16 protein-coding genes are annotated in these 19,038 nt (G+C 73.7%); 3 read left to right on the top strand and 13 right to left on the bottom strand.

Annotated elements, in window-relative coordinates:
• Positions 1-9: 9 nt before the first annotated feature.
• The 7 genes from pheA to BBH68_RS12880 all read right to left on the bottom strand — a co-directional run bounded on the left by pheA (position 10) and on the right by BBH68_RS12880 (position 7,162).
• Positions 10-945 (bottom strand): prephenate dehydratase, encoded by a 936-nt coding sequence (gene pheA / locus BBH68_RS12910; RefSeq protein ID WP_065961846.1) that lies wholly within the window; start codon positions 943-945, stop codon positions 10-12.
• A gap of 67 nt (positions 946-1,012) precedes the next feature.
• The gene (efeB, locus tag BBH68_RS12905; RefSeq protein WP_065961843.1) at positions 1,013-2,266 is read right to left on the bottom strand and encodes an iron uptake transporter deferrochelatase/peroxidase subunit; all 1,254 of its coding nucleotides are present in this window, start codon (positions 2,264-2,266) and stop codon (positions 1,013-1,015) included.
• A complete protein-coding gene (locus BBH68_RS12900) occupies positions 2,263-4,257 on the bottom strand; it encodes a copper resistance protein CopC (RefSeq protein WP_079150952.1) in 1,995 nt (664 codons plus the stop codon). Before BBH68_RS12900 ends, efeB begins: the two co-directional genes overlap by 4 nt.
• A 6-nt stretch (positions 4,258-4,263) precedes the next feature.
• Positions 4,264-4,740, bottom strand: coding sequence for a copper chaperone PCu(A)C (locus tag BBH68_RS12895; protein WP_065961842.1), 477 nt, complete (start codon positions 4,738-4,740; stop codon positions 4,264-4,266).
• Entirely contained in the window at positions 4,737-5,402 is a 666-nt protein-coding gene (locus tag BBH68_RS12890) for an SCO family protein (RefSeq protein WP_065961841.1), read from the bottom strand. The genes BBH68_RS12895 and BBH68_RS12890 overlap by 4 nt, the downstream gene beginning before the upstream one ends.
• A gap of 103 nt (positions 5,403-5,505) precedes the next feature.
• Positions 5,506-6,264 carry a YcnI family copper-binding membrane protein gene (locus tag BBH68_RS12885; RefSeq protein WP_425428812.1) on the bottom strand — a complete coding sequence of 253 codons (759 nt, stop codon included), beginning with the start codon at positions 6,262-6,264 and terminating at the stop codon, positions 5,506-5,508.
• Positions 6,265-6,364: 100 nt separating this feature from the next.
• Positions 6,365-7,162 (bottom strand): hypothetical protein, encoded by a 798-nt coding sequence (locus BBH68_RS12880; protein WP_065961839.1) that lies wholly within the window; start codon positions 7,160-7,162, stop codon positions 6,365-6,367.
• A 201-nt stretch (positions 7,163-7,363) separates the two neighbouring features.
• On the opposite strand from BBH68_RS12880, the gene BBH68_RS12875 reads away from it, so the two are divergent.
• On the top strand, positions 7,364-7,852 hold the full coding sequence (locus tag BBH68_RS12875; protein ID WP_065961838.1) for an ATP-binding protein: 489 nt from the start codon (positions 7,364-7,366) through the stop codon (positions 7,850-7,852).
• On the opposite strand, the gene pdxR is transcribed toward BBH68_RS12875, so the two are convergent.
• The 3 genes from pdxR to BBH68_RS12860 form a co-directional block, all read right to left on the bottom strand.
• On the bottom strand, positions 7,849-9,375 hold the full coding sequence (gene pdxR / locus BBH68_RS12870; protein ID WP_104531294.1) for a MocR-like pyridoxine biosynthesis transcription factor PdxR: 1,527 nt from the start codon (positions 9,373-9,375) through the stop codon (positions 7,849-7,851). The genes BBH68_RS12875 and pdxR overlap by 4 nt on opposite strands.
• Before the next feature lie 234 nt (positions 9,376-9,609).
• Entirely contained in the window at positions 9,610-11,127 is a 1,518-nt protein-coding gene (locus tag BBH68_RS12865; protein ID WP_065961836.1) for an aminopeptidase P family protein, read from the bottom strand.
• A 30-nt stretch (positions 11,128-11,157) separates the two neighbouring features.
• Positions 11,158-12,690, bottom strand: a complete 1,533-nt coding sequence (locus BBH68_RS12860; RefSeq protein WP_079150950.1) for a PP2C family protein-serine/threonine phosphatase — start codon at positions 12,688-12,690, stop codon at positions 11,158-11,160.
• A gap of 572 nt (positions 12,691-13,262) precedes the next feature.
• Between BBH68_RS12860 and BBH68_RS12855 the strand changes: the two genes are divergently transcribed.
• Positions 13,263-13,937: a bifunctional DNA primase/polymerase gene (locus tag BBH68_RS12855; RefSeq protein ID WP_065961831.1), complete on the top strand. Its 675-nt coding sequence runs from the start codon at positions 13,263-13,265 to the stop codon at positions 13,935-13,937.
• A 680-nt stretch (positions 13,938-14,617) separates the two neighbouring features.
• On the opposite strand, the gene BBH68_RS12850 is transcribed toward BBH68_RS12855, so the two are convergent.
• The 3 genes from BBH68_RS12850 to BBH68_RS12840 all read right to left on the bottom strand — a co-directional run bounded on the left by BBH68_RS12850 (position 14,618) and on the right by BBH68_RS12840 (position 17,250).
• Positions 14,618-15,586, bottom strand: coding sequence for a DUF5926 family protein (locus tag BBH68_RS12850; RefSeq protein WP_065961830.1), 969 nt, complete (start codon positions 15,584-15,586; stop codon positions 14,618-14,620).
• A 168-nt stretch (positions 15,587-15,754) separates the two neighbouring features.
• Entirely contained in the window at positions 15,755-16,363 is a 609-nt protein-coding gene (locus BBH68_RS12845; protein ID WP_076970925.1) for an ATP-binding protein, read from the bottom strand.
• A gap of 53 nt (positions 16,364-16,416) precedes the next feature.
• Positions 16,417-17,250, bottom strand: coding sequence for a glycerophosphodiester phosphodiesterase family protein (locus tag BBH68_RS12840; protein ID WP_065961827.1), 834 nt, complete (start codon positions 17,248-17,250; stop codon positions 16,417-16,419).
• Between the two features lie 215 nt (positions 17,251-17,465).
• Here BBH68_RS12840 and BBH68_RS12835 point away from each other — a divergent pair, with 215 nt between their 5' ends.
• Positions 17,466-19,013: a S1C family serine protease gene (locus tag BBH68_RS12835; protein WP_065961826.1), complete on the top strand. Its 1,548-nt coding sequence runs from the start codon at positions 17,466-17,468 to the stop codon at positions 19,011-19,013.
• The last annotated feature ends 25 nt before the right edge of the window (positions 19,014-19,038 follow it).

The raw sequence follows: 19,038 nt of genomic DNA, 5'->3' as shown, positions 1-19,038 counted from the left end.
CGGTGGGTCTCAGACCCGGCCGTCCTGGCAGCGGGCCAGCCACTCGTCCGCCGCCGCGAAGTCCTCGTCCGCGGTCCCGTGGCGCAGCGGGGACATGTCCGACGGCTTGACGCCGGCCCGCGGGTACGAGCCCAGGAACCGCACGTTCGGGCAGATCCGCTTCAGCCCCATCAGGGCCGATCCGACCCTGCGGTCCGTGATGTGCCCCTCGAGGTCCACCGAGAAGAAGTAACGGCCGATGCCCTCACCCGTCGGGCGTGACTCGATGCGCACCAGGTTGACGCCGCGCGCCGCGAACTCCTGGAGCAGCTCCAGCAGCGCACCCGGATGGTCGGCGCCGAGCCAGATCACCACGGACGTCTTGTCCGCACCCGTCCGGGCGGCGGGCCGCGCCGGGCGGCCGACCAGCACGAAGCGGGTCGCCGCGTTCTGCGCGTCGTGGATGTCGGTGACCAGGGGTTCCAGGCCGTACGTCGGCGCCGCGAACTCCCCGGCGAACGCCCCGTCGTAGCGGCCCTCCTGCACCAGCCGCGCGCCGTCCGCGTTGGAGGCGGCCGACTCCCACACGGCGTCCGGGAGATTGGCCGCCAGCCACTTCCTGACCTGCGGCTGGGCCACCGGATGACCGGTCACCGTCTTCAGCTCGGTGAGCTTTGTGCCCGGCCGCACCAGCAGCGCGAAGGCGATCGGCAGCAGCACCTCGCGGTAGATCATCAGCGGCTCACCGGTGGCCAGCTCGTCGAGCGTGGCGGTCACCCCGCCCTCCACCGAGTTCTCGATGGGCACCAGCGCGGCCGCCGCCGCCCCCGACCGCACGGCGTCGAGCGTCGTCGGCACCGACACCATGGGCGTCAGCTCCCGGGTGGCGGCCTCCGGCAGCGACCGCAGGGCGGCCTCCGTGAAGGTGCCCTCGGGACCGAGATAGGTATAGCGGCTGGCCGACATCACGCTGACTCCCTGGAACGGACGAGAACCGTCACGATACCCAGCGCCCGGCCGAAGGCGCGGCGGTTCACCCTTCCAAGAGTGCCTGACCGACGTACTCCCCCGGAACGCAGCCGCCCGGCACCGCGAACAGCGCGCTCGCCTCGTGCCGCAGGAAGCGCGACAGCCCGTCGCCCCGGTCCAGCTTCCGCTGCACCGGCACGAAGCCCTTCATCGGATCCGCCTGCCAGGCGATGAACAGCAGCCCGGCGTCCGGCGCGCCGTCCTCCCGGAAGCCGTCGTGGTACGAGAAGGGGCGGCGCAGCATCGCCGCGCCCTGGTTCGAGGCGGGCGCGGCGACCCGTACGTGCGCGTCGCCGGCGATGGCCAGCGATCCGTCCGCGTTCACCTTGTCCAGCCGGACCGGGGTGGTCTCGGTGCCGCCGGACAGCGGGGCGCCGTCCGACTTGCGGCGGCCGATCACCTTCTCCTGCCGCTCCGGGGAGAGGTGGTCCCAGGAGTCGAGGAGCATCCGGATCCGCCGCACGACCGCGTACGAGCCGCCCGCCATCCACGCCGGCTGACCCTTCGCGGGGACGAAGACCCGCTGGTCGAAGTCGTCGTCCGTGGGCTTGGGGTTGTTGGTGCCGTCGATCTGCCCCATCAGGTTGCGGGCGGTCATGGGGCGGGAGGTCGCTCCGGGCGTGCGGTTGAAGCCGTTCATCTGCCAGCGCACCCGGGCCGCCCCCCGCGCCTCGCGCTGCAGCGCGCGCAGCGCGTGGAAGGCGACCAGTCCGTCGTTCGCGCCGATCTGCAGCCACAGGTCGCCGTTGCTGCGCCTGGGGTCGAGCGCGTCCGCGGAGAAGTCGGGGAGCGGCGCCAGCGCCTCGGGCAGCCGGTCCTTCAGCCCCACCTTGCCGAAGAAGGTCCGGCCGAAGCCGAAGGTGACGGTCAGCGACGCCGGTCCCGCGTCCAGCGCGATGCCCGTGTCGTCCGCCGGGGCCCGGCCCGCCGTCAGCTCCTCGGCCGTCTTCGACCAGCGGCGCAGCAGGGCGGCGGCCGCCTTGCGGTCCGCGCCGGGCGCCAGGTCGAGGGCGACCAGATGGCCGTGCGCCTGGAGGGGGGTGGTGATGCCCGCCTGGTGATCGCCGTGGAAGGGCTCGGCGGTCGAGCCGAGGGAGCTGAGCGGGTCGGGCTCGCTGCGGGCCGTCTCGGAGGCGTACGCCCCGGCCGCGCCGCCCGCGACGAGCCCGGCGGCGCCGACGGCGCCGGCCGTGCCCAGCAGGCGGCGCCGGGAGATCGGGGACAGGGGTTCCGGCTGGGTGTTCGGGGTCGTGCTCATTGGCCGATCTTCAGGTTCCTGGTCTCCGTCACCTGGTCGATGTCGGAGGTCCGTACGGTCAGGGAGAGCCGCCAGGTGCCGCCCATGGGCAGCTGGAAGCTCTTCGCGCTCCAGTGGCCGGCGGAGAGGTGCTCCAGGGTCACCGGCAGCGGGCCGAGGTTCTTCTTCGGGAGGGTCAGGGACACCTTGACCTCCTCCGCGTCCACGGGCCGGTCGGCCCGGTCGAAGAGGAAGACGTGGACGAGGTTGTCGCCGGGGAGGGCCGGGTCCAGCATGAAGACCGCCTTGCCCCGGCCGCTCTTGGGCCCGGTGTCGTACGGGATCTCCACGCTGATCGGGTCGACGGACGGGGTGGACTCCGCGATCGCGCCACTGGCCTTCGCGCCCGCGCTCGCGGCCCGGCCGGGCTGGGTCCCGCTGAGCACGGTGGCCACGGCGAGCAGCACCACGGCCACGATCGCCTCGGCCACGACGGAGCGGTAGAGCGAGCCGCGCGCGAGGTCGCCGTAGCGCCTGCGGAGGGTGGTGGCCTTGGCGACCGCCGCCTTCTGGCGGGCGAGCTGGGCGGTGCGCACGGGGTCGGCGGGCTCGGCCGCGGTCTCGCCGCTCTCGCCGTCTTGTCCGCTCTCGCCGTCCTCTTCGCTCTCCTCGTTCACCTGGGCGGTCGTCTCGCCGGTCGTCTCATCGGCCGTCTCGGCGGGTCCGTCCGAGAGACGGGCCGTCCAGCGGCGGGAGACGGCCGCGATGGCGAGGAGCACCCCCACCAGGCCGATCTTGACCAGCAGCCAGCGCCCGTAGTCCGTGCCGGTCAGGGCCGACCAGGAGCCGACCTGCCGCCACGACTGGTAGACGCCGGTGAGGACGAGGGCGACGACCGAGCCGAAGGCCAGCCGCGAGAAGCGGCGCACGGCCGCCCGTTCGATCGGCTCCCCCGCGCGCAGCGTCGCCACGAGCGCCCCCAGGCCGCCCAGCCACACCCCCACGGCCAGCATGTGGACCACGTCGACCGGCATCGCGAGCGCCGACTGGATGCCGACCGAGGCGTGCTCGGCCATCGCCCAGGTCGCCGCGAGGCCCACCGAGACGACGGTGCCGCCAAAGGCGAGCCCGAACGCCAGGTCCTGGCGCCGGCGCGGATCCGCGTCGGCCGCGCGGCGCGCGTACGAACCGAAGAGGACGGCCAGGAAGACCGCCGCCGCGCCGAGCAGCAGCAGCCGCGACAGCAGCGCCGCGCCCGGCTTGGTGGACAGCACGTCACCCAGCCCGCCGAGGTCGAAGACCCCGCCGATGCCCTTCCCGTCGGTGTACGGGCCGCGCAGCAGCAACAGCAGCAGGGTCGCGGAGAACAGCGTCACCCAGCCGCCGACGGTGAGTTTCTGGACCGGTCGGGAGGAGCGGCACAGCCCGGCGAAGACACAGCCGCCGACGAGCGCCGCGAATCCGCCGTAGGCGGCGTACCGCCCGATGTCGTACAGCGTCTCGACCGTGGTGTCGGGGCCCGCGTCCGAGGGCACCTTCGCCTTGGTCTTGGACGGCGCCCCGATGGAGAAGGTGAACGCCCCCGCCACCGGGTGACTGTCCTCCGAGACCACCTTCCAGGCCACCGTGAAGGTGCCGTCCGGCAGCCCGGAGTGCAGCGCCACGGCGGCGGTCGACGACCGGCCGCCCACATGGGCGGGGCTGCCGGTGTCCACCCGCTTGCCGTCCGGGTCCAGGACGCGGACGGAGTCGCGGGAGAGCAGCACCCCCTCCGAGAAGGTGAGCCGCACCTGTGAGGGCGCGGTCTTGACCACCGCGCCGTCGGCGGGGTCCGTCGCCGTGAGCGCCGCGTGCGCGGACGCGGGGGACGCGCCGACGCTGAGCGCGCACAGCAGCGCGGTGAGCAGGGCACCGCAGATCGACAGCAGCCGCCTGGCGGTCGGCCCGAGGGCCGGCCGGTCGGCGGGCCCGGTGGCCCGCCTGGCGGTCACGGAGGGGGGCAGCGTGGTCATCGGGTGTCAGTCCTTGGGGCGGTACGTCGTCGGCTCGACCGGGACCTTGATCTCGATGGGGTCGGAGGAGGCGAAGTGCAGGGTGAGGCTGACCTTGTCACCGACCTTCGGCTTGTGGGTGAGGTTTGTCAGCATCAGATGATCTCCGCCGGTGGCCAGCCGGAGCTCCCCGTCCGCCGGGACCTTCAGCGACGCCACCCGCTTCATCCGGGTGCCGATGGTGGTGTGCATGGTGACCTCGGCGGCCAGGGGGGTGGTCACGGAGGTCAGCCGGTCGGCGGCGCCGCCCTTGTTGGTCACCGTCACATAGCCGGCGGCCATGTCGGGTGTCGGGGGCTGGGGCACGTACGCCCCGCTGACCGACAGCTCCGGGCGGTCGTCGCCGCCCCCGCCGCCCCCGCCGCAGCCGGCGAGGGCGGCGGCCAGGGCCAGGCCGAGCGCGGCGGCGGCCGTCCGCCGCGCGCCGGCCGCCGGGCCCGTCACGGGTTCTGTCCCTTGACGAGCTTCGGCAGGTCCTTGGCGTACTGGTCGGCCGTGGTCTCCGTGGTGTAGATCCAGTGGTTCTTGTCGTCCTTGGGGGAGAAGCCGACCACCTCGGCGCCGTGGTTGACGGTGATGCTGCCGTCCTTCTCCTTCTTCGGCTTCTCGACGAGGATGCCCAGCGGCCGCGCGGCGGCCTGGATGGTGTCGAAGTCGCCGGTCAGCCCGACGAAGTCCTTGCCGCCCTGGCCGTCCAGCCAGGAGCGCATCCGCTTGGGGGTGTCCCGGGCGGGGTCGGTGGTGACGAAGACGACCTGGAGCTTGTCGCGCTCGGCCTTGGGGAGCTTCTTCTCGGCGATGCCGATGTTGCTCATGACCAGGGAGCAGACGTCCGGGCAGTAGGTGTAGCCGAAGTAGACCAGGGTGGGCCGGCCCTTGGTCTCCTTCACCAGGTCGTACTTCTTGCCGTCGGTGTCGGTCAGGACCAGGTCGGGCTTGGCCTTGGGGCGGTCGAGGACGATCGCGTGGCCGGGCTTGGTGTTGCCGCCGGAGACCTCGGCGGCCTGCTCGGCCTTGTCGCCGTCGCCGCCGCCGGAGCCGCCGCAGGCGGTGAGGGTGAGCGCGGCGGCGGTGACGAGGGCCGCGCCCAGGTATGTGGTGCGCATGGAGTTCGTTCTCCGAAGGAAGTGCAGGAAGGAAGTACGGAGTGGATCGGTGATACGGGGGGCGGCGGGCCCGCGGGCCCGCCACTCCCCCTCGCGTCAGCGCTCAGGCGTTGCGGCGGCGGCCGGCCAGCACGCCGAAGGCGATGCCGGCGACGCCGACGACGATGCCCGCGATGCCCAGCACGCGCGCCGTGGTGTCGCTGCTGTCGCCGTCGTCGGAGGCGGCCGCGGCCTTCTCGGCGGTGCCGTCGGCCTTGGCGTTCTCGGCGCTGTCGCCGTCCGTGTCACCCGAGGCGGCGGAGCCGTGGCTGTCGGAGTCCTGGGCCGGCTTGACGAGCTTGAGCACCGGCGCCGGGTTCTCGGGCTCCGGCTGCCCCTCCTGGGGCGCCTCGATCCAGCGCACGACCTCCTTGTCGTCGTACGTCTGGAGGGCCTTGAAGACGAGCTGGTCGGTGTCGTGGGGCAGCTCGCCGACCGACAGCGGGAACTGCTGGAAGGTGCCCGGCTCGATCTTGCCGCCGCTCCACGTGACCTTGGTGACCGCTTCCGTGATCTTCTCGCCGTGCGACTCGACCGGCTTGGCGAGCTTGGTCTTGGTGAGCTTCACGTCCCAGCCGGGCACCGGCTGGGCCATCACCGAGGCCAGCGGGTGGTCGGCGGGCAGGGTGACCTCCAGCTTGACGGTCGAGGCGTCGTCCTTCTCGTTAGGCACCTTGAAGGCGATGGTGCTGTAGGTGCCCTGCTCGGCCTGGCCCGGCTGCACGCTGACGTGCGCGAAGGCGGGGGAGGCGGCGAGCAGCACCAGAGCTGACGCGGCGATGCCGCCGACGACCGGAAGACGGCGAAGACGCATGGCGTTCATGACAAAACACTCCATGGCAGGAATGGATCAGGGTGGGTGGGTGACGCGCGTGCGGCGACGTCGCGCACGCCCCCGGCCCCGCCGGAGTGCGCCGCGTCGCTCAGGCCGCGAGGTCGAAGCGCGGCGGTCCCCGCCTGATCACACTGTGCTGGAGTACGAGGGTCTCGGCCCCGCCCTCGTCGTCCTCCGGAGCGCGCGGCCGGCGCACGGCCGCGCCGCGCGGCTCGTCCAGCGCCGCGCGCAGCGCCCGCACCAGCCGCAGGGCGGCGCGCAGGGCTCGTACGAGCGCGGCCTCCGCGACTCCGCGCGCCCCGTCCGCCGACAGCCGCACCACCCGCCACATGGCGACCTCGCCGCGCCGCAGCAGCCAGCCGACGGCGAGGGCGGCGAGCAGGTGGCCGAGCACCATCGGCAGCGACGGCAGCAGGGCGTCGGCGTGCGGGGGCGCCGGGGTGGGCGTGCTCCCCGCCGCGGCGGGGTCGAGTCCGGCGTGGGTGACGATCCGGTGGGCCGTGGCGGTGTCCAGATGGCCGCGGCCGGAGCCGCACAGGAGCCTCCCGGCCAGGGCCGTCACCCCGCCCTCGGGGCCGCCCGTGCCCGGGGCCCGGTCCATGGCCGGCTGCTGGGTGGCGCGCTGTCCGAGCGCGAAGAGGACGTGCAGCGCGAGCTGCCCGGCGCCCAGCAGCGCCGCGATCCCCGGCAGCGACCGCTCCCGCCCGGCCAGCGGCGTGACCAGCGCGAACAGCGCCGCACAGGCCACGCCCACGGTCCACAGCGGCACGGTGGCGCAGGAGGCGAGCATGTGCCCGCCCGCGGACAGCACGACGCAGACCGCGGTGAACACCGCGGCCCGCAGCATCCGCAGATCGGCTCCGGCACGGCCGTGGGGGGCAGACATGGCGGCGCCATCATCCCACTGGGCCCGCGTTTCCCCTACGGCGGGTGGGGCGTACCGCCGCACACCCGGACAGCCCCATACACCGCTATGCGGAACTCGCGCTTCCGCCGAATGAGCGGCATCACGTCAATCGCACGCTTACGGACCATGGACCCAGGCAATACGTAACGGTATGTCGAGCCGTGGCCGGGAGGCTGGAGCATGAGCATCTGGTGGTCACTCCATCTGCCGCGTGAGGCGGCGAGCGTACCGCTCGCCCGGCGCCTGCTCCTCGGCACCATGGAGACAGCCGGGGTCGATCCCGAAATCTCCTACGACCTGTCGGTCGCCCTTTCCGAGGCATGTGCCAACGCGGTTGAGCACGGCGGGGCGGACGGCGCGGGCGGGGACTACAGAGTCACGGCCTCCATCGACGGCGACACCTGCCGCATCGAGGTCACCGACTCCGGTCCGGGCTTCCCCCGCCGCCCCGTCCCCCCGGGCTCGGGGGACTGGAAGAAGAGCCCCCAGCCCCACCCCGCCGCCAGACAACCGGCCCCCGCCCAGGCAGAGCACGGGCGAGGGCTTTTTTTGATCGAGGCGCTGACCGACCATGTCCGCTACCGCGACCGGCCCGGGCGCGGCGGTGTGGTGGTCAGCTTCGACAAGATCCTCAAGTGGCGCGAGGACTCCCTGATGGGGGTCTCCTAGCCGCGGGGGGTTTGGTAGCCGCTGGGGGTCTCGTGGCCGCTGGGGGTGGCGGACCAGCTGAACCCATCGGCTGAACCCGCTGAATCGGCGGAATCCGCTGAATCGGCTGAGTCCGCTGGACCCGCGAGGTCGGGCGGGAGCGCGCGGCACAGCGCGTCCAGCGCGCCCGCGAAGGAATGGTCGGGCGGGGTGGCGTAGCCGACGACCAGACCGTCCCGGTGCGGCCCCTCGGCGTCCGGGTGGCGGTAGTCGGCCAGCCCTTCCAGCGCCAGGCCCTGCCAGGCGGCGGCCCGTACGGCGGACCGCTCGGTGCCGCGCGGCAGCTCGAGCACCGCGTGCAGCCCCGCAGCGACACCGCTGACGCGGATGTGCGGGGCGTGTGCGGCGAGCATGGCCACCAGCTGGTCGCGGCGGCGGCGGTAGCGCTGCCGCATGCGGCGGATGTGCCGGTCGTACCCGCCCGATTCGATGAAGTCGGCGAGCGTGAGCTGATCGAGCGCGCTCACCCACCCCTCGCGGTCCCCCTTGACGGCCAGGACCTCGTCGACGAGGCGGTCGGGCAGCACCATCCAGCCCAGCCGCAGCGCCGGGGACAGGCTCTTGCTGACGGACCCGACGTACAGCACGTGGTCCGGGTCCAGACCCTGCACGGCGCCCACGGGCCTGCGGTCGTAGCGGAACTCGCCGTCGTAGTCGTCCTCCAGGACCAGCCCGCCGCGTGCCCGGGCCCAGTCCACGGCGGCCGCCCGCCGCCGCGCGTGCAGCGGCCCGCCGGTGGGGAACTGGTGCGCCGGGGTGAGCAGGACCGTCCGCACCCCCGGGTGCGAGCCCAGCTCCTCGGTGCGCGCGCCGTCCGCGTCCAGGGGCAGCGGCACGGTACGGACCCCGGCGGCGGCCAGCAGCGAGCGGTGGAAGCCGAGGCCGTACGCCTCCACCGCCGCCCTGCCGCGCAGCGCCCCCGTCCCGGCCAGCAGCCGCAGCGCGTGGGCGTACCCGGAACACACGACGATCCGCCCCGCGTCGGTGCGCACGCCCCGCACCCGGGCCAGATAGTCGGCCAGCGCCCGGCGCAGCTCCGGGCGGCCGTGCGGGTCGCCGGGGCCGAAGGCCTCGTTGGGCGCGGCGGTCAGGGCGCGGCGGGCCGAGGCCAGCCAGGCGGCGCGCGGGAAGGACGCGGCGTCTGGCCGGCCCTGCAGCAGGTTGTGGACGGGCTCGGTGGGGCGCGCGGGCGCACGCCGGACACCGCCTTCGCCCGGCGGCTTCGTGTGTTGCGTGAGTTTCGCGGGTTTCAGGGGTTTCGCCCGGTCGGCTCGCCTGCTGGGCGGGGGCGGGTCGGCGCGGGGGGCGACGCGGGTGCCGGAGCCCTGGCGGGCGGTGAGCCAGCCCTCGGCGACCAGCTCGGCATAGGCGTCGGCGACGGTGTTGCGGGCCAGGCCGAGGTCGGCGGCGAGCGAGCGGTAGGGCGGCAGCCGGGTGCCGGGGGCGAGCCGGCCGCCGCGGATCGCGTCGCGCAGCGCCGCCATCAGGGCCGCGCGGCGGCTGCCCGTCCCGGCCAGCTCCAGGTGGAGGTCACTGCCCAGGGCCTCCGCCGAATCGACCCACACATTGACCCCCGCATCAGCCCCCGCGTCGACCCTCACGCATCGACCCCCGCACCAGCCCCGCGTTGCCACCCGGATTGGCCCGCACCGCCCCGGGACCACGCCGCGGCGGCCGGCGATACCGCCGGCCGCCGGCTCACCGGCCCGCGCGGGCGGTCAGCTCCCGGCCGACCGCTCCGCGGCCAGCCGGGCCATCCAGGCCTCGACGTCATCCGCGGTGCGCGGCAGCGCGGCGGACAGGTTTCGGTTGCCGTCCTCGGTGACGAGGATGTCGTCCTCGATACGGACACCGATGCCCCGGTACTCCTCCGGGACGGTCAGGTCGTCGGCCTGGAAGTACAGGCCGGGCTCGACCGTCAGGCACATGCCGGGCTCCAGGGTGCCCTCCGCGTACGCCTCGCGGCGGGCCGCGGCGCAGTCGTGGACGTCCATGCCGAGCATGTGGCCGGTGCCGTGGAGCGTCCAGCGGCGCTGCAGGCCCAGCTCCAGGACGCGCTCGACGGGCCCCTCGACCAGCCCCCACTCGACCAGCCTGGTGGCGAGGACCCGCTGGGCGGCCTCGTGGAAGTCGAGGTACTTCGCGCCCGGGCGGACCGCGGCGATGCCCGCCTCCTGCGCCTCGTACACCGCGTCGTAGATCTTGCGCTGCAGCGGGGTGAAGCGGCCGCTGACGGGCATCGTGCGGGTCACGTCGGCGGTGTAGAGGGTGGTGGTCTCCACGCCCGCGTCCAGGAGCAGCAGGTCCCCGGAGCGGACCGGGCCGTCGTTGCGCACCCAGTGGAGCGTGGTGGCGTGCGGGCCGGAGGCGCAGATGGAGCCGTAGCCGACGGCGTTGCCCTCGACGCGGGCGCGCAGGAAGAAGGTGCCCTCGATGTAGCGCTCGGAGGTGGCCTCGGCCTTGTCGAGGACCTTGACCACGTCCTCGAAGCCACGCACGGTCGAGTCGACGGCCGCCTGCAGCTGGCCGATCTCGAAGTCGTCCTTGACCAGGCGCTGCTCGCTGAGGAACACCCGCAGCTCCTCGTCGCGCTCGGCGGTGACCTTGTCGGTGAGGGCCGCCTCCAGACCGGCGTCGTGGCCGCGCACGATGCGCACCGGGCCGGTCGCGGCGCGCAGCTCGTCGGCGAGCTCGCGGACGTCCCTGGCCGGCACGCCCAGCAGCCGCTCGGCCTCGGTGAGGCTGTGGCGGCGGCCGACCCACAGCTCGCCCTGGCCGTCCAGCCAGAACTCGCCGTTCTCCCGGTTGGAGCGCGGCAGCAGGTACACCGTCGCGGTGTGGCCCTCGGCACCGGTCGGCTCCAGGACCAGGACGCCGTCGTGGGTCTGGTCGCCGGTGAGGTACGCGTACTCCGTCGAGGCGCGGAAGTCGTACTCGGTGTCGTTGGAACGGGTGCGGAGATTGCCGGCCGGGATGACCAGGCGCTCGCCGGGGAAGCGGGCGGAGAGCGCGGCGCGGCGGCGGGCGGTGTACGGCGCCTGCTCGATGGGCTCCAGGTCGCGCAGCTCGGTGTCCGCCCAGCCGGACTTCATGTTCTCGGCGAGCTCGTCGGAGACGCCCGGGTAAAGGCCGTTCTTCCGCTGCTTGATGGGCTGCTCCCCGGCCTCTGGGGTCTCCAGGGTCTCGGAAGTGGGCTCCTCGGTCACGTCATCCTCCTCGCGCTGAACCGTGTCCATGGTAGGCGGGGGGTACGACAGCCGGTCCGGTCAGTCGAAGTGGGCGACGAGCAGGACCACGTCCTCAGTGCTGTAATCCGAGCCCGCGCCCCCGTCCCGCCCGCCCCCGGCGGGAGCCGCGTCGGCGCGGCGCGTGTCGGCGCGGCGCGCGTCGGCGCGGTGCGCGTCGAGGAAGGCGGCATCGGGGAGGACCGTGCGCAGCAGGTGGTCCGCGAAGCCTTCCGGATCGTTCCGTACGGCCCTGGGGGCGCTCGCGGCGGCCGAGTGCAGCCGTGCGAAGGCCCGGTCCATGGGCTCTCCCGTACGGTGCAGCAGCCCGTCGCTGTAGAAGAGGAGCGTTTCCCCTCGGCCCGGCTGGAACTCCACGCTGGGCGCTTCCCAGCAGGAGAGCATGCCCAGCGGCGCGGACAGGGCGGTCTCCACGAACTCGGTGCGCCGCTCGCCGGTGATCAACGGCGGGCAGTGTCCCGCCCCGGCCAGCACCATCCGGCGCGGCAGCGGCTCGTAGTAGGCGAAGAGAGCGGTCGCGGAGCGGGCGGGCTCGGTCAGCCGCAGCAGCAGTTCCAGGTCGGAGAGCACGGCCACCGGATCCTCGCCCTCCATCACGGCGTACGCGCGCAGGGACGCCCGCAGCCGGCCCATCGCGGCGACCGCGCCGGCCCCGGAGCCGGTCACCGCGCCGACCGAGAGGCCGAGCGCGCCGTCGGGCAGTGGCAGCGCGTCGTACCAGTCGCCGCCGCCGCGTGGCGCGGCGCTGTGGCGCACGGCGAGGCGTACGCCCGGGATCCGGGGCAGCCGCGTGGGCAGCAGCTCCTCCTGGACCGTGGCGACGGTGGCCCGGGCGCGGCTGAGCTCCACCAGCCGGGCGATGTGCGCGGCGGCGTAGCGGCAATAAAGGCCGACCAGGTGGCGCTGGCGCTCCGCGGGCTCGGCGGGTTCGTCGTACAACCACGCCGCCGCGCCGAGCCGCCCGGCGGGGCGGGCGGCGCCCGCGATGCCCGTGGTGCCCGCGGTCCCGCCGGGGGCGGTGGGCGGGTCAAGCGCCATGGCGTAGCTCGCGGAGTAGCCGAGGCGGGCGGCGACTTCGCGGTGGCGCGGGTCGAGTTCGGGCTCGCCCGGGATGTCGGGGTGCGCGACGCCGGACCGCCGCTCCCCGTCCGGCTCCGGGAGTCCGTCCAGGAGATGGCCGGCGGACGCGGAACCGCGCGGGATCGTCTCGATGTGGCCGAGGTCGGCGCGGCCGAGACCCAGCCCGACGGTGGTCACCGGGCCCAGCCCGTCGGCCGGTTCCAGCGCGACCAGCCCACGCCGGGCGCCGACCAGCCCCGCTCCGGCGCGCAGGAGTTCGTCCAGCGCGTCCTCCAGCGTGCCCGTAAGGGCGAGCCGCTCGGTGAGTTCGTGCAGGGTGGTCAGATCCGAGACCCACCCGGCGAGATGGTCCTGGATGGCGGGACCGGGGTCGGGGCCGGGGGCGGAAGGCGGGGTGACGGGGTCGGAAGTGTGCGTGGGGGCGGGGAGTGAAGGATCGATTCCGGCCACTTTCGGCAGGTGGGGCGAGCTCATGGCCCGCTGCCTTGGCGCGCGGTCCCCGGCTTGCTCAAGAGCATCGCAAACCCCCTGTCGTGCTGCGCCGCTACGGTGCCGCTACTGTCTCCAGATGTACACGCACCCGAGAGGCGATGTCCAGCATTGTCCCGGTGGTCTTGTTGGTGTCTGTGGGGAATTGAACTTGGCCGAAAAGAGGTCGTTACGTTGCCGATTTAGGGTCGACTGTCGTCATTCGACAGCGCGTCGTCTCCGCCGCGGCGGGTACACATTCGGAGAAGGGCAGGGGCAGTTGGGCCGCCCCGGAACCCCCGGACCGGTCCTGGCGTCCTAGACGGCAACGGCCGGCGCCCATCCCCGAGTGGCGAGGGAACGCACCACCGAAGACGGCAAGCGCCATGCGCGCGCCACCCCTCGCCACGTTCCACGCTCGGCCTGCGGCGTGATGCGCTGCCTTGTACGCGCAGTGACTTGTGATCCACGTGGTGTGACGGGCCGAACAATGCCGGACAGCTCCACGTAGTGCCATGTGAAGTGCCATGTAGTGCGACGGAACAGCCCTCGGCGTTAACGGAAAGGAACGAGCGCTCATGCGCGAGATCCTCGGAAGGCGACGCAAGTTCTCGCTGCGGCGCGGTGCGCGATCGCCGCTGCTCCGTGCGGCGCTCACCTGCGCCACCGAGTGGCAGTGGCCCGTACTCCCCGGCGTGGGCCTCGCGCCCGGCGGCGGACGGCCGCGCTCCTGCGGATGCCCGGACCCGGACTGCGCGGTGCCCGGCGGCCACCCCTTCGACCCCGTCCTCCTCGCCGCGACCACCGACCCGCGCATGGTGCGCTGGTGGTGGACCAACCGCCCGACCGCGCCCGTCCTCCTCGCCACCGGAGGACGCGGCCCCTGCGCGGTGAGCCTGCCGGCGGTCGCCGGGATGCGGGCCCTGGACGCCATCGAGCGGTTCGGTGTGCGCCTCGGCCCCGTGATCGCCACACCCACCCGCTGGTCGCTGCTGGTGGCCCCGTACTCCCTCGAAGAGCTGGGCGATCTGCTGTACCGCCAGGACTGGGTACCCAGCTCACTGCGGTTCCACGGCGAGGGCGGCTATCTGGTGCTGCCGCCCTCGCAGCTCGGCGCGGGCGGGGTGCGCTGGGAGCGGGCCCCGCTGCGGCGCGGCGGGCGCCCGTGGCTGCCCGAGATCGCGACGGTGCTGGAGGCGCTGGTCGAGGCGAGCACCAGCGCGCCCGACGGCGGCAGCCGGCTCGCCTACTGACCCGGGGCGACTTCCCGGGGCTCGCCTACTGACCCGGGCCGACTTCCCGGGGCTCGTCTACTGACCCGGGGCGGCTTCCTGCCGCCGGGCCCGCCTGCCGACCCGGGCCCGCCTGCCGACCCGGGCCCCGAGCGCCCGAGGACCTTCAGAACGCCGGAGAGGGGGCGAGCGGCGCCATGGGCGCCCTCCCCCGGCCCCGGACCACCCCGACGCCGCGCGCGGCGCGGAGACGGCCGCGTGCGGCTTCCCGATCGGCCCGCCAACGCGATCGCGATACTGCCCAGGGCTGCGCCTGTGATCGCGGTCGCGTTGCGGTTGCGACGACTCGGCGATCCGCTCCAGCGGGCTGCCCCGGCGGCTGCTCCGGATGTTCCGACGGCTGCCCCGGCCGCGCGTACGGGACGCAACTCCCGGCGGCTCGGCGGCCGTTGCGCGCCCCTGCGCGGCGCCGTGGGGCCGGGGAGGGCCCGGGGCGGGTGCGACCCCGGATCCCGGACATGGAAGCGCCCGGTCGCTGGCGACGGGGGATGCACCAGCGACCGGGCTTTTAAAACCGTAACAAGAGATCGGCGGTTCGCAAATTCGATCGCGGATTTCCGGACGCGTAATTGCAGGGCGTAGCGCTGAGTTGTGAGCAGCGTCACGCGTACGGTTCCCCGTGCTTGCGCCCGGTATGACCGTCAGCTCAGCGTCACCTGACGGTTGGTGAGTCCGCCGCGCGCCCGCCGCTGCTCGGCGGTCAGCGGGGCGTCGGAGGCCAGCGCCTCGGCCAGCCGCTCCGCGAACGCCTCGGCGGGCTTCTCCGTCTCCTCCGCGCCCATCGTGCCGGGCAGGTCCCACACCGGCACGGTGAGCCCGTGGGCCCGGAAGGAGCCGACCAGCCGGGTGTCTTCGCCGAGGGAGGAGGCGCCCGCGGCGTGCAGCCGGGCGAGGGCGTCGAGCAGCTTCTCCTCGGGGTGGGACATCACCCAGCGCAGGTGGTTCTTCTCCGGGGTGCGGCACCAGTAGGCGGCCTCGACGCTGGTGAGCCGGGCGGTCGGAATGGCGGCGGCGTTCGCCCGTTCGAGGGATGCGGCGACCTCACCCGTGGCGCTCGCGGCGTCCTCGAGCCAGAACTCGAAACCCTCGTGCAGGGTCGGCGAAAAACCGCCCTTCGGATCGAGCAGATCCTGCAGCCGCGGACCCTCTCCGGAGACCCGTTCGGCGGCGACCGGCGTCCCCGGCTCGGCGGTCAGGGCGCGCCGCAGGGTGTCGGCCAGGTCGCGGCTGATGTCGCCGGAGGGGGTGTCGTTCTGCAGGCCGAGCAGCACGGCGCCGTTGTCGCGGCGCAGCGCCGGCCAGGCCATGGGCAGCACGGTGGCGAGGGTGACGGACGGGACGTCCTCGGGCAGGCCCTCGGCGAGCTTCAGCTCGACGGTCGCGGCGGGCACGAGCTCACGCAGGGCGACCCAGTCGCACTCGCCGGGCAGCCCCTCGAAGGGGCGCTGCACCAGTTCGGTGACCGCGTGCGCGGCCTGACGGCCGTGGCAGGCCTTGTAGCGGCGGCCCGAGCCGCACGGGCAGGGCTCCCGCGCCCCCACCACGGGGATCTCCGCGCTCGTGACCCGCGGTCCGGCCTTCGTCGTCTGGGGGCGGCGCTTCTTGCCCATGGCGTGGCAGTCTCCCGATCGTGCGGCGCGTGGCTTCCTCGTACGGCCGCGATGCTTCTCGTACGGCCGCGGTCGCTCCGCACGGCCCGTACGACTGGTACGGGCGGGAGCCTAGCCCTTTGGCCGAACTCAGTCGGCGAACCCGGGCGGCGACGCCGGGAGTGTGCCCTAGGCGAGCTCGTCCAGATCGGCGAAGCCCAGGCCGGCGTCGAGGTCGGGGCCGAGCCCGGGGAGGAGGGCGATGCGGTCGCCGAACTCGTCCTGGGCGGGGAGCGAGGCCCATACCGTCACTTCCCCGCTGCCGTCCCGCACCCCCCAGTCCTCGGCGAGCGACGTGATGATGTTGAGCCCGCGGCCGCCGCGCGCGGTGATGGAGGGATTGGCCGGAATCGGTCTTGTCGGGCCTCCGCCGTCGGTCACCTCGACGATCAGCCGTCCGTACTCGTCGATGCGCCACGCCGCCCGTACGGCCACGTCGCCATGGTCGGAGCGCAGTGGACGACCGTGCCGCCAGGCATTGCTGAGCAGTTCCGAAAGGATCAGTACCGCATCGTCTATGACCGAATCCGATACCCCAGTCCTGCCCAAATCGCCACGCATCCGGTGCCGTGCCGCACCTACGCCCGCAGGACCATGGGGTACGGCCATGGTCGAAGACGTCGGCACCTGCCGTGCCACCACCAACGCCACCCCCGAGACCTCCTTAGCCCCACGCCACGGGATGGATGCCCCGCCGGGCTTGAGCAGAAACAGGCCATGTGGCATCTGGTGACGCACTCGTCACGATCGAATACGTACCGAACGCGCCGGTGTACGCCTTGTAATGCCCATTATGAGCGTCCGAGTTGCGACAGTACCTGTTTGGGGCGGTTCGTAATCACGGCGTCCACTCCCAGGTGGGCGCACAGTTCGACGTCGGCCGGGTCGTCCACGGTCCATACGTGCACTCGGTGCCCCGCACGGTGCAGACGCGCCACATAATCGGGATGGTTCCGTACGATCCGGATGCTCGGCCCCGCGATGCGCACCCCGCGCGGGAGCGCGCCGTCCCGGTGGCGCGGCAGCAGGAACTGCATCAGATAGACGGTGGGGACCGCGGGCGCCGCGGCGCGCACCCGGTACAGGGAGCGCGCCGAGAAGCTCATCACGCGCACGGGCGAGGGCTCGCCGGGTGGCGGGGAGTCGAGACCGTAGCGGCGGAGCAGGCCGAGCAGCCGCTCTTCGACCTGGCCGGCCCACCGGGTCGGGTGCTTGGTCTCGATGGCCAGCTCGACCCGGCGGCCGGCGTCGGCGACGAGCTCCAGGAGGCGTTCCAGGGTGAGGACCGCGGTGTTGTCGCGGCTGTCCCGGTCCGGCGCCTCCTTGTCGTTCGCCTGTCCCTTCCAGGAGCCGAAGTCGAGGGCGGCGAGATCGGCCAGCTCGAGCGCGGAGACGGCGCCCCGGCCGTTGGAGGTGCGGTTGACGCGGCGGTCGTGGACGCAGACCAGGTGGCCGTCCGCGGTCATCCGGATGTCGCATTCGAGCGCGTCGGCGCCGTCCTCGATGGCTCGGCGGTACGCGGCCAGGGTGTGCTCGGGGGCGTCCTCGGAGGCGCCGCGGTGGGCCACGACGGAGGGGGTGGGCGGACCGGGGCGGAAGTCCCGGTCCGGGCGCGCATAGGTCACCGCGTTATGGTGCCACCGCCCGGCGCGGCGCGTCGCGGGAGGTCCGGCCCGCCACCGCGCGGATTGGCGGCGGTCCGCTTTGTCCGGGATAAAGGGTGGTAGCCCACAGGGTCGCCGCTCCTTACAGCGGTCTGACGCCTGGTGGGAAAAGCTTACGTCGGACATGCGTGAACGTAGGCCGTCGAAGAAACTGTCGTGCACATGAGGAGAGAGCTGTGAGCACCGAGAACGAGGGCGCTGCCGTTCCGCCTGAGGCCGGGTCGCGTCCGGCCCCTCCGGCGCCGCACCCCGACCCCGCCCCCGCGGTGCCCCCGGCGCCCGACTTCAAGCCGGCGGTGGGCACGGCCCCGGCCGCCCCGCAGGCTCCCATAGGCCCGCCGGGGGAGCCGGCCGCGGGGTCCGGCCTCCCGGAGCCCGCCGCGCCCACCCCCGCCCAGGCCGGCCCGCCGCCCGCGACGCCCCCGGCCCCCGGAGCGGACCCCGCCCGGTCGGGCGCGTGGTGGTCCGAAGCCGACGGCCGGCCGCACGACGCCTCCCAGGCCGCCTCGCACGCCGACGCCCACGAGGGCACGCCGGGCGCCGCTGGCGGGCCGTGGGGGACCGGAGTCCCCCTCCCGCCGTCCGACCCACCGGCGCGCAAGCGCACCGGTGGCCTCGTCGCCGCCCTCCTGGCCGCCGTCCTCGTCGCCGGCGGCATCGGCGGCGGCATCGGCTACTGGGCCGCCGACCGCGAGGCCGGCGGCGACTCGACCACCATCTCCGCCCTGGGCAACCCGAAGTCGGAGAGCCGCGCCCCCGGCTCCGTGTCCGACATCGCGGGCAAGGCCCTGCCGAGCGTGGTCACCATCGAGGCCGAGGGCAGCAACGGCGAGGGCGGCACCGGCACCGGCTTCGTCTACGACAAGCAGGGCCACATCCTCACCAACAACCACGTCGTCGCCTCCGCCGCCGACAACGGCAAGCTCACCGCCACCTTCTCCAACGGCAAGCGGTACACCGCCGAGGTCGTCGGCCGCGCCCAGGGCTACGACGTCGCCGTCATCAAGCTGAAGAACGCCTCCGACGCCAAGCTCACCCCCCTCCCGCTCGGCGACTCGGACAAGGTCTCCGTCGGCGACGCCACCGTCGCCATCGGCGCCCCCTTCGGCCTCTCCGGCACCGTCACCACCGGCATCGTCAGCGCCAAGAACCGCCCGGTCGCCTCCAGCGACGGCGGCGGTGGCAACGCCTCCTACATGAGCGCCCTGCAGACCGACGCCTCCATCAACCCCGGCAACTCCGGCGGCCCCCTGCTGAACGCCGACGGCGGCGTCATCGGCATCAACTCCGCCATCCAGTCCGCCGGCAACGGTGGCGGCCTCGGCGGCGAAACCCAGCAGTCCGGCAGCATCGGCCTCGGCTTCGCCATCCCCATCAACCAGGCCAAGAACGTCGCCCAGCAGCTGATCAAGACCGGCGAGCCCGTCTACCCCGTCATCGAGGCCACGGTCAACATGAAGGACACCGGCAACGGCGCCACCATCGCCGCCAACGGCGCCGGCGGCACCCCGGCAGTCGTCCCCGGCGGCCCCGCCGACAAGGCAGGCCTCAAGTCCGGCGACGTCATCGTCAAGCTGAACGACACCGTCATCGACAGCGGCCCCACCCTGATCAGCGAGATCTGGACCCACAAGCCGGGCGACAAGGTCACCATCACCTACAAGCGTGACGGCAAGCAGTCCACCACCCAGGTCACCCTGGGACAGCGCAAGGGTGACAGTTGACGCGCTAGGCTGATCCCCGCGTCAC

The sequence above is a fragment of the Streptomyces sparsogenes genome (genome assembly GCF_001704635.1).
GTDB lineage: Bacteria > Actinomycetota > Actinomycetes > Streptomycetales > Streptomycetaceae > Streptomyces > Streptomyces sparsogenes.
Note: the sequence above shows the minus strand (reverse complement) of the source record. Positions and strands in the feature narration are given on the sequence as shown.

What these genes read in the sequence shown, in the direction of transcription:
- pheA (WP_065961846.1), bottom strand. Translation starts at nt 945, where the DNA reads ATGTCGGCCAGCCGCTATACCTATCTCGGTCCCGAGGGCACCTTCACG.
- efeB (WP_065961843.1), bottom strand. Translation starts at nt 2,266, where the DNA reads ATGAGCACGACCCCGAACACCCAGCCGGAACCCCTGTCCCCGATCTCC.
- BBH68_RS12900 (WP_079150952.1), bottom strand. Translation starts at nt 4,257, where the DNA reads ATGACCACGCTGCCCCCCTCCGTGACCGCCAGGCGGGCCACCGGGCCC.
- BBH68_RS12890 (WP_065961841.1), bottom strand. Translation starts at nt 5,402, where the DNA reads ATGCGCACCACATACCTGGGCGCGGCCCTCGTCACCGCCGCCGCGCTC.
- BBH68_RS12885 (WP_425428812.1), bottom strand. Translation starts at nt 6,264, where the DNA reads ATGAACGCCATGCGTCTTCGCCGTCTTCCGGTCGTCGGCGGCATCGCC.
- BBH68_RS12880 (WP_065961839.1), bottom strand. Translation starts at nt 7,162, where the DNA reads ATGTCTGCCCCCCACGGCCGTGCCGGAGCCGATCTGCGGATGCTGCGG.
- BBH68_RS12875 (WP_065961838.1), top strand. Translation starts at nt 7,364, where the DNA reads ATGAGCATCTGGTGGTCACTCCATCTGCCGCGTGAGGCGGCGAGCGTA.
- pdxR (WP_104531294.1), bottom strand. Translation starts at nt 9,375, where the DNA reads ATGGCGGCGCTGCGCGACGCGATCCGCGGCGGCCGGCTCGCCCCCGGC.
- BBH68_RS12865 (WP_065961836.1), bottom strand. Translation starts at nt 11,127, where the DNA reads ATGGACACGGTTCAGCGCGAGGAGGATGACGTGACCGAGGAGCCCACT.
- BBH68_RS12860 (WP_079150950.1), bottom strand. Translation starts at nt 12,690, where the DNA reads ATGAGCTCGCCCCACCTGCCGAAAGTGGCCGGAATCGATCCTTCACTC.
- BBH68_RS12855 (WP_065961831.1), top strand. Translation starts at nt 13,263, where the DNA reads ATGCGCGAGATCCTCGGAAGGCGACGCAAGTTCTCGCTGCGGCGCGGT.
- BBH68_RS12850 (WP_065961830.1), bottom strand. Translation starts at nt 15,586, where the DNA reads ATGGGCAAGAAGCGCCGCCCCCAGACGACGAAGGCCGGACCGCGGGTC.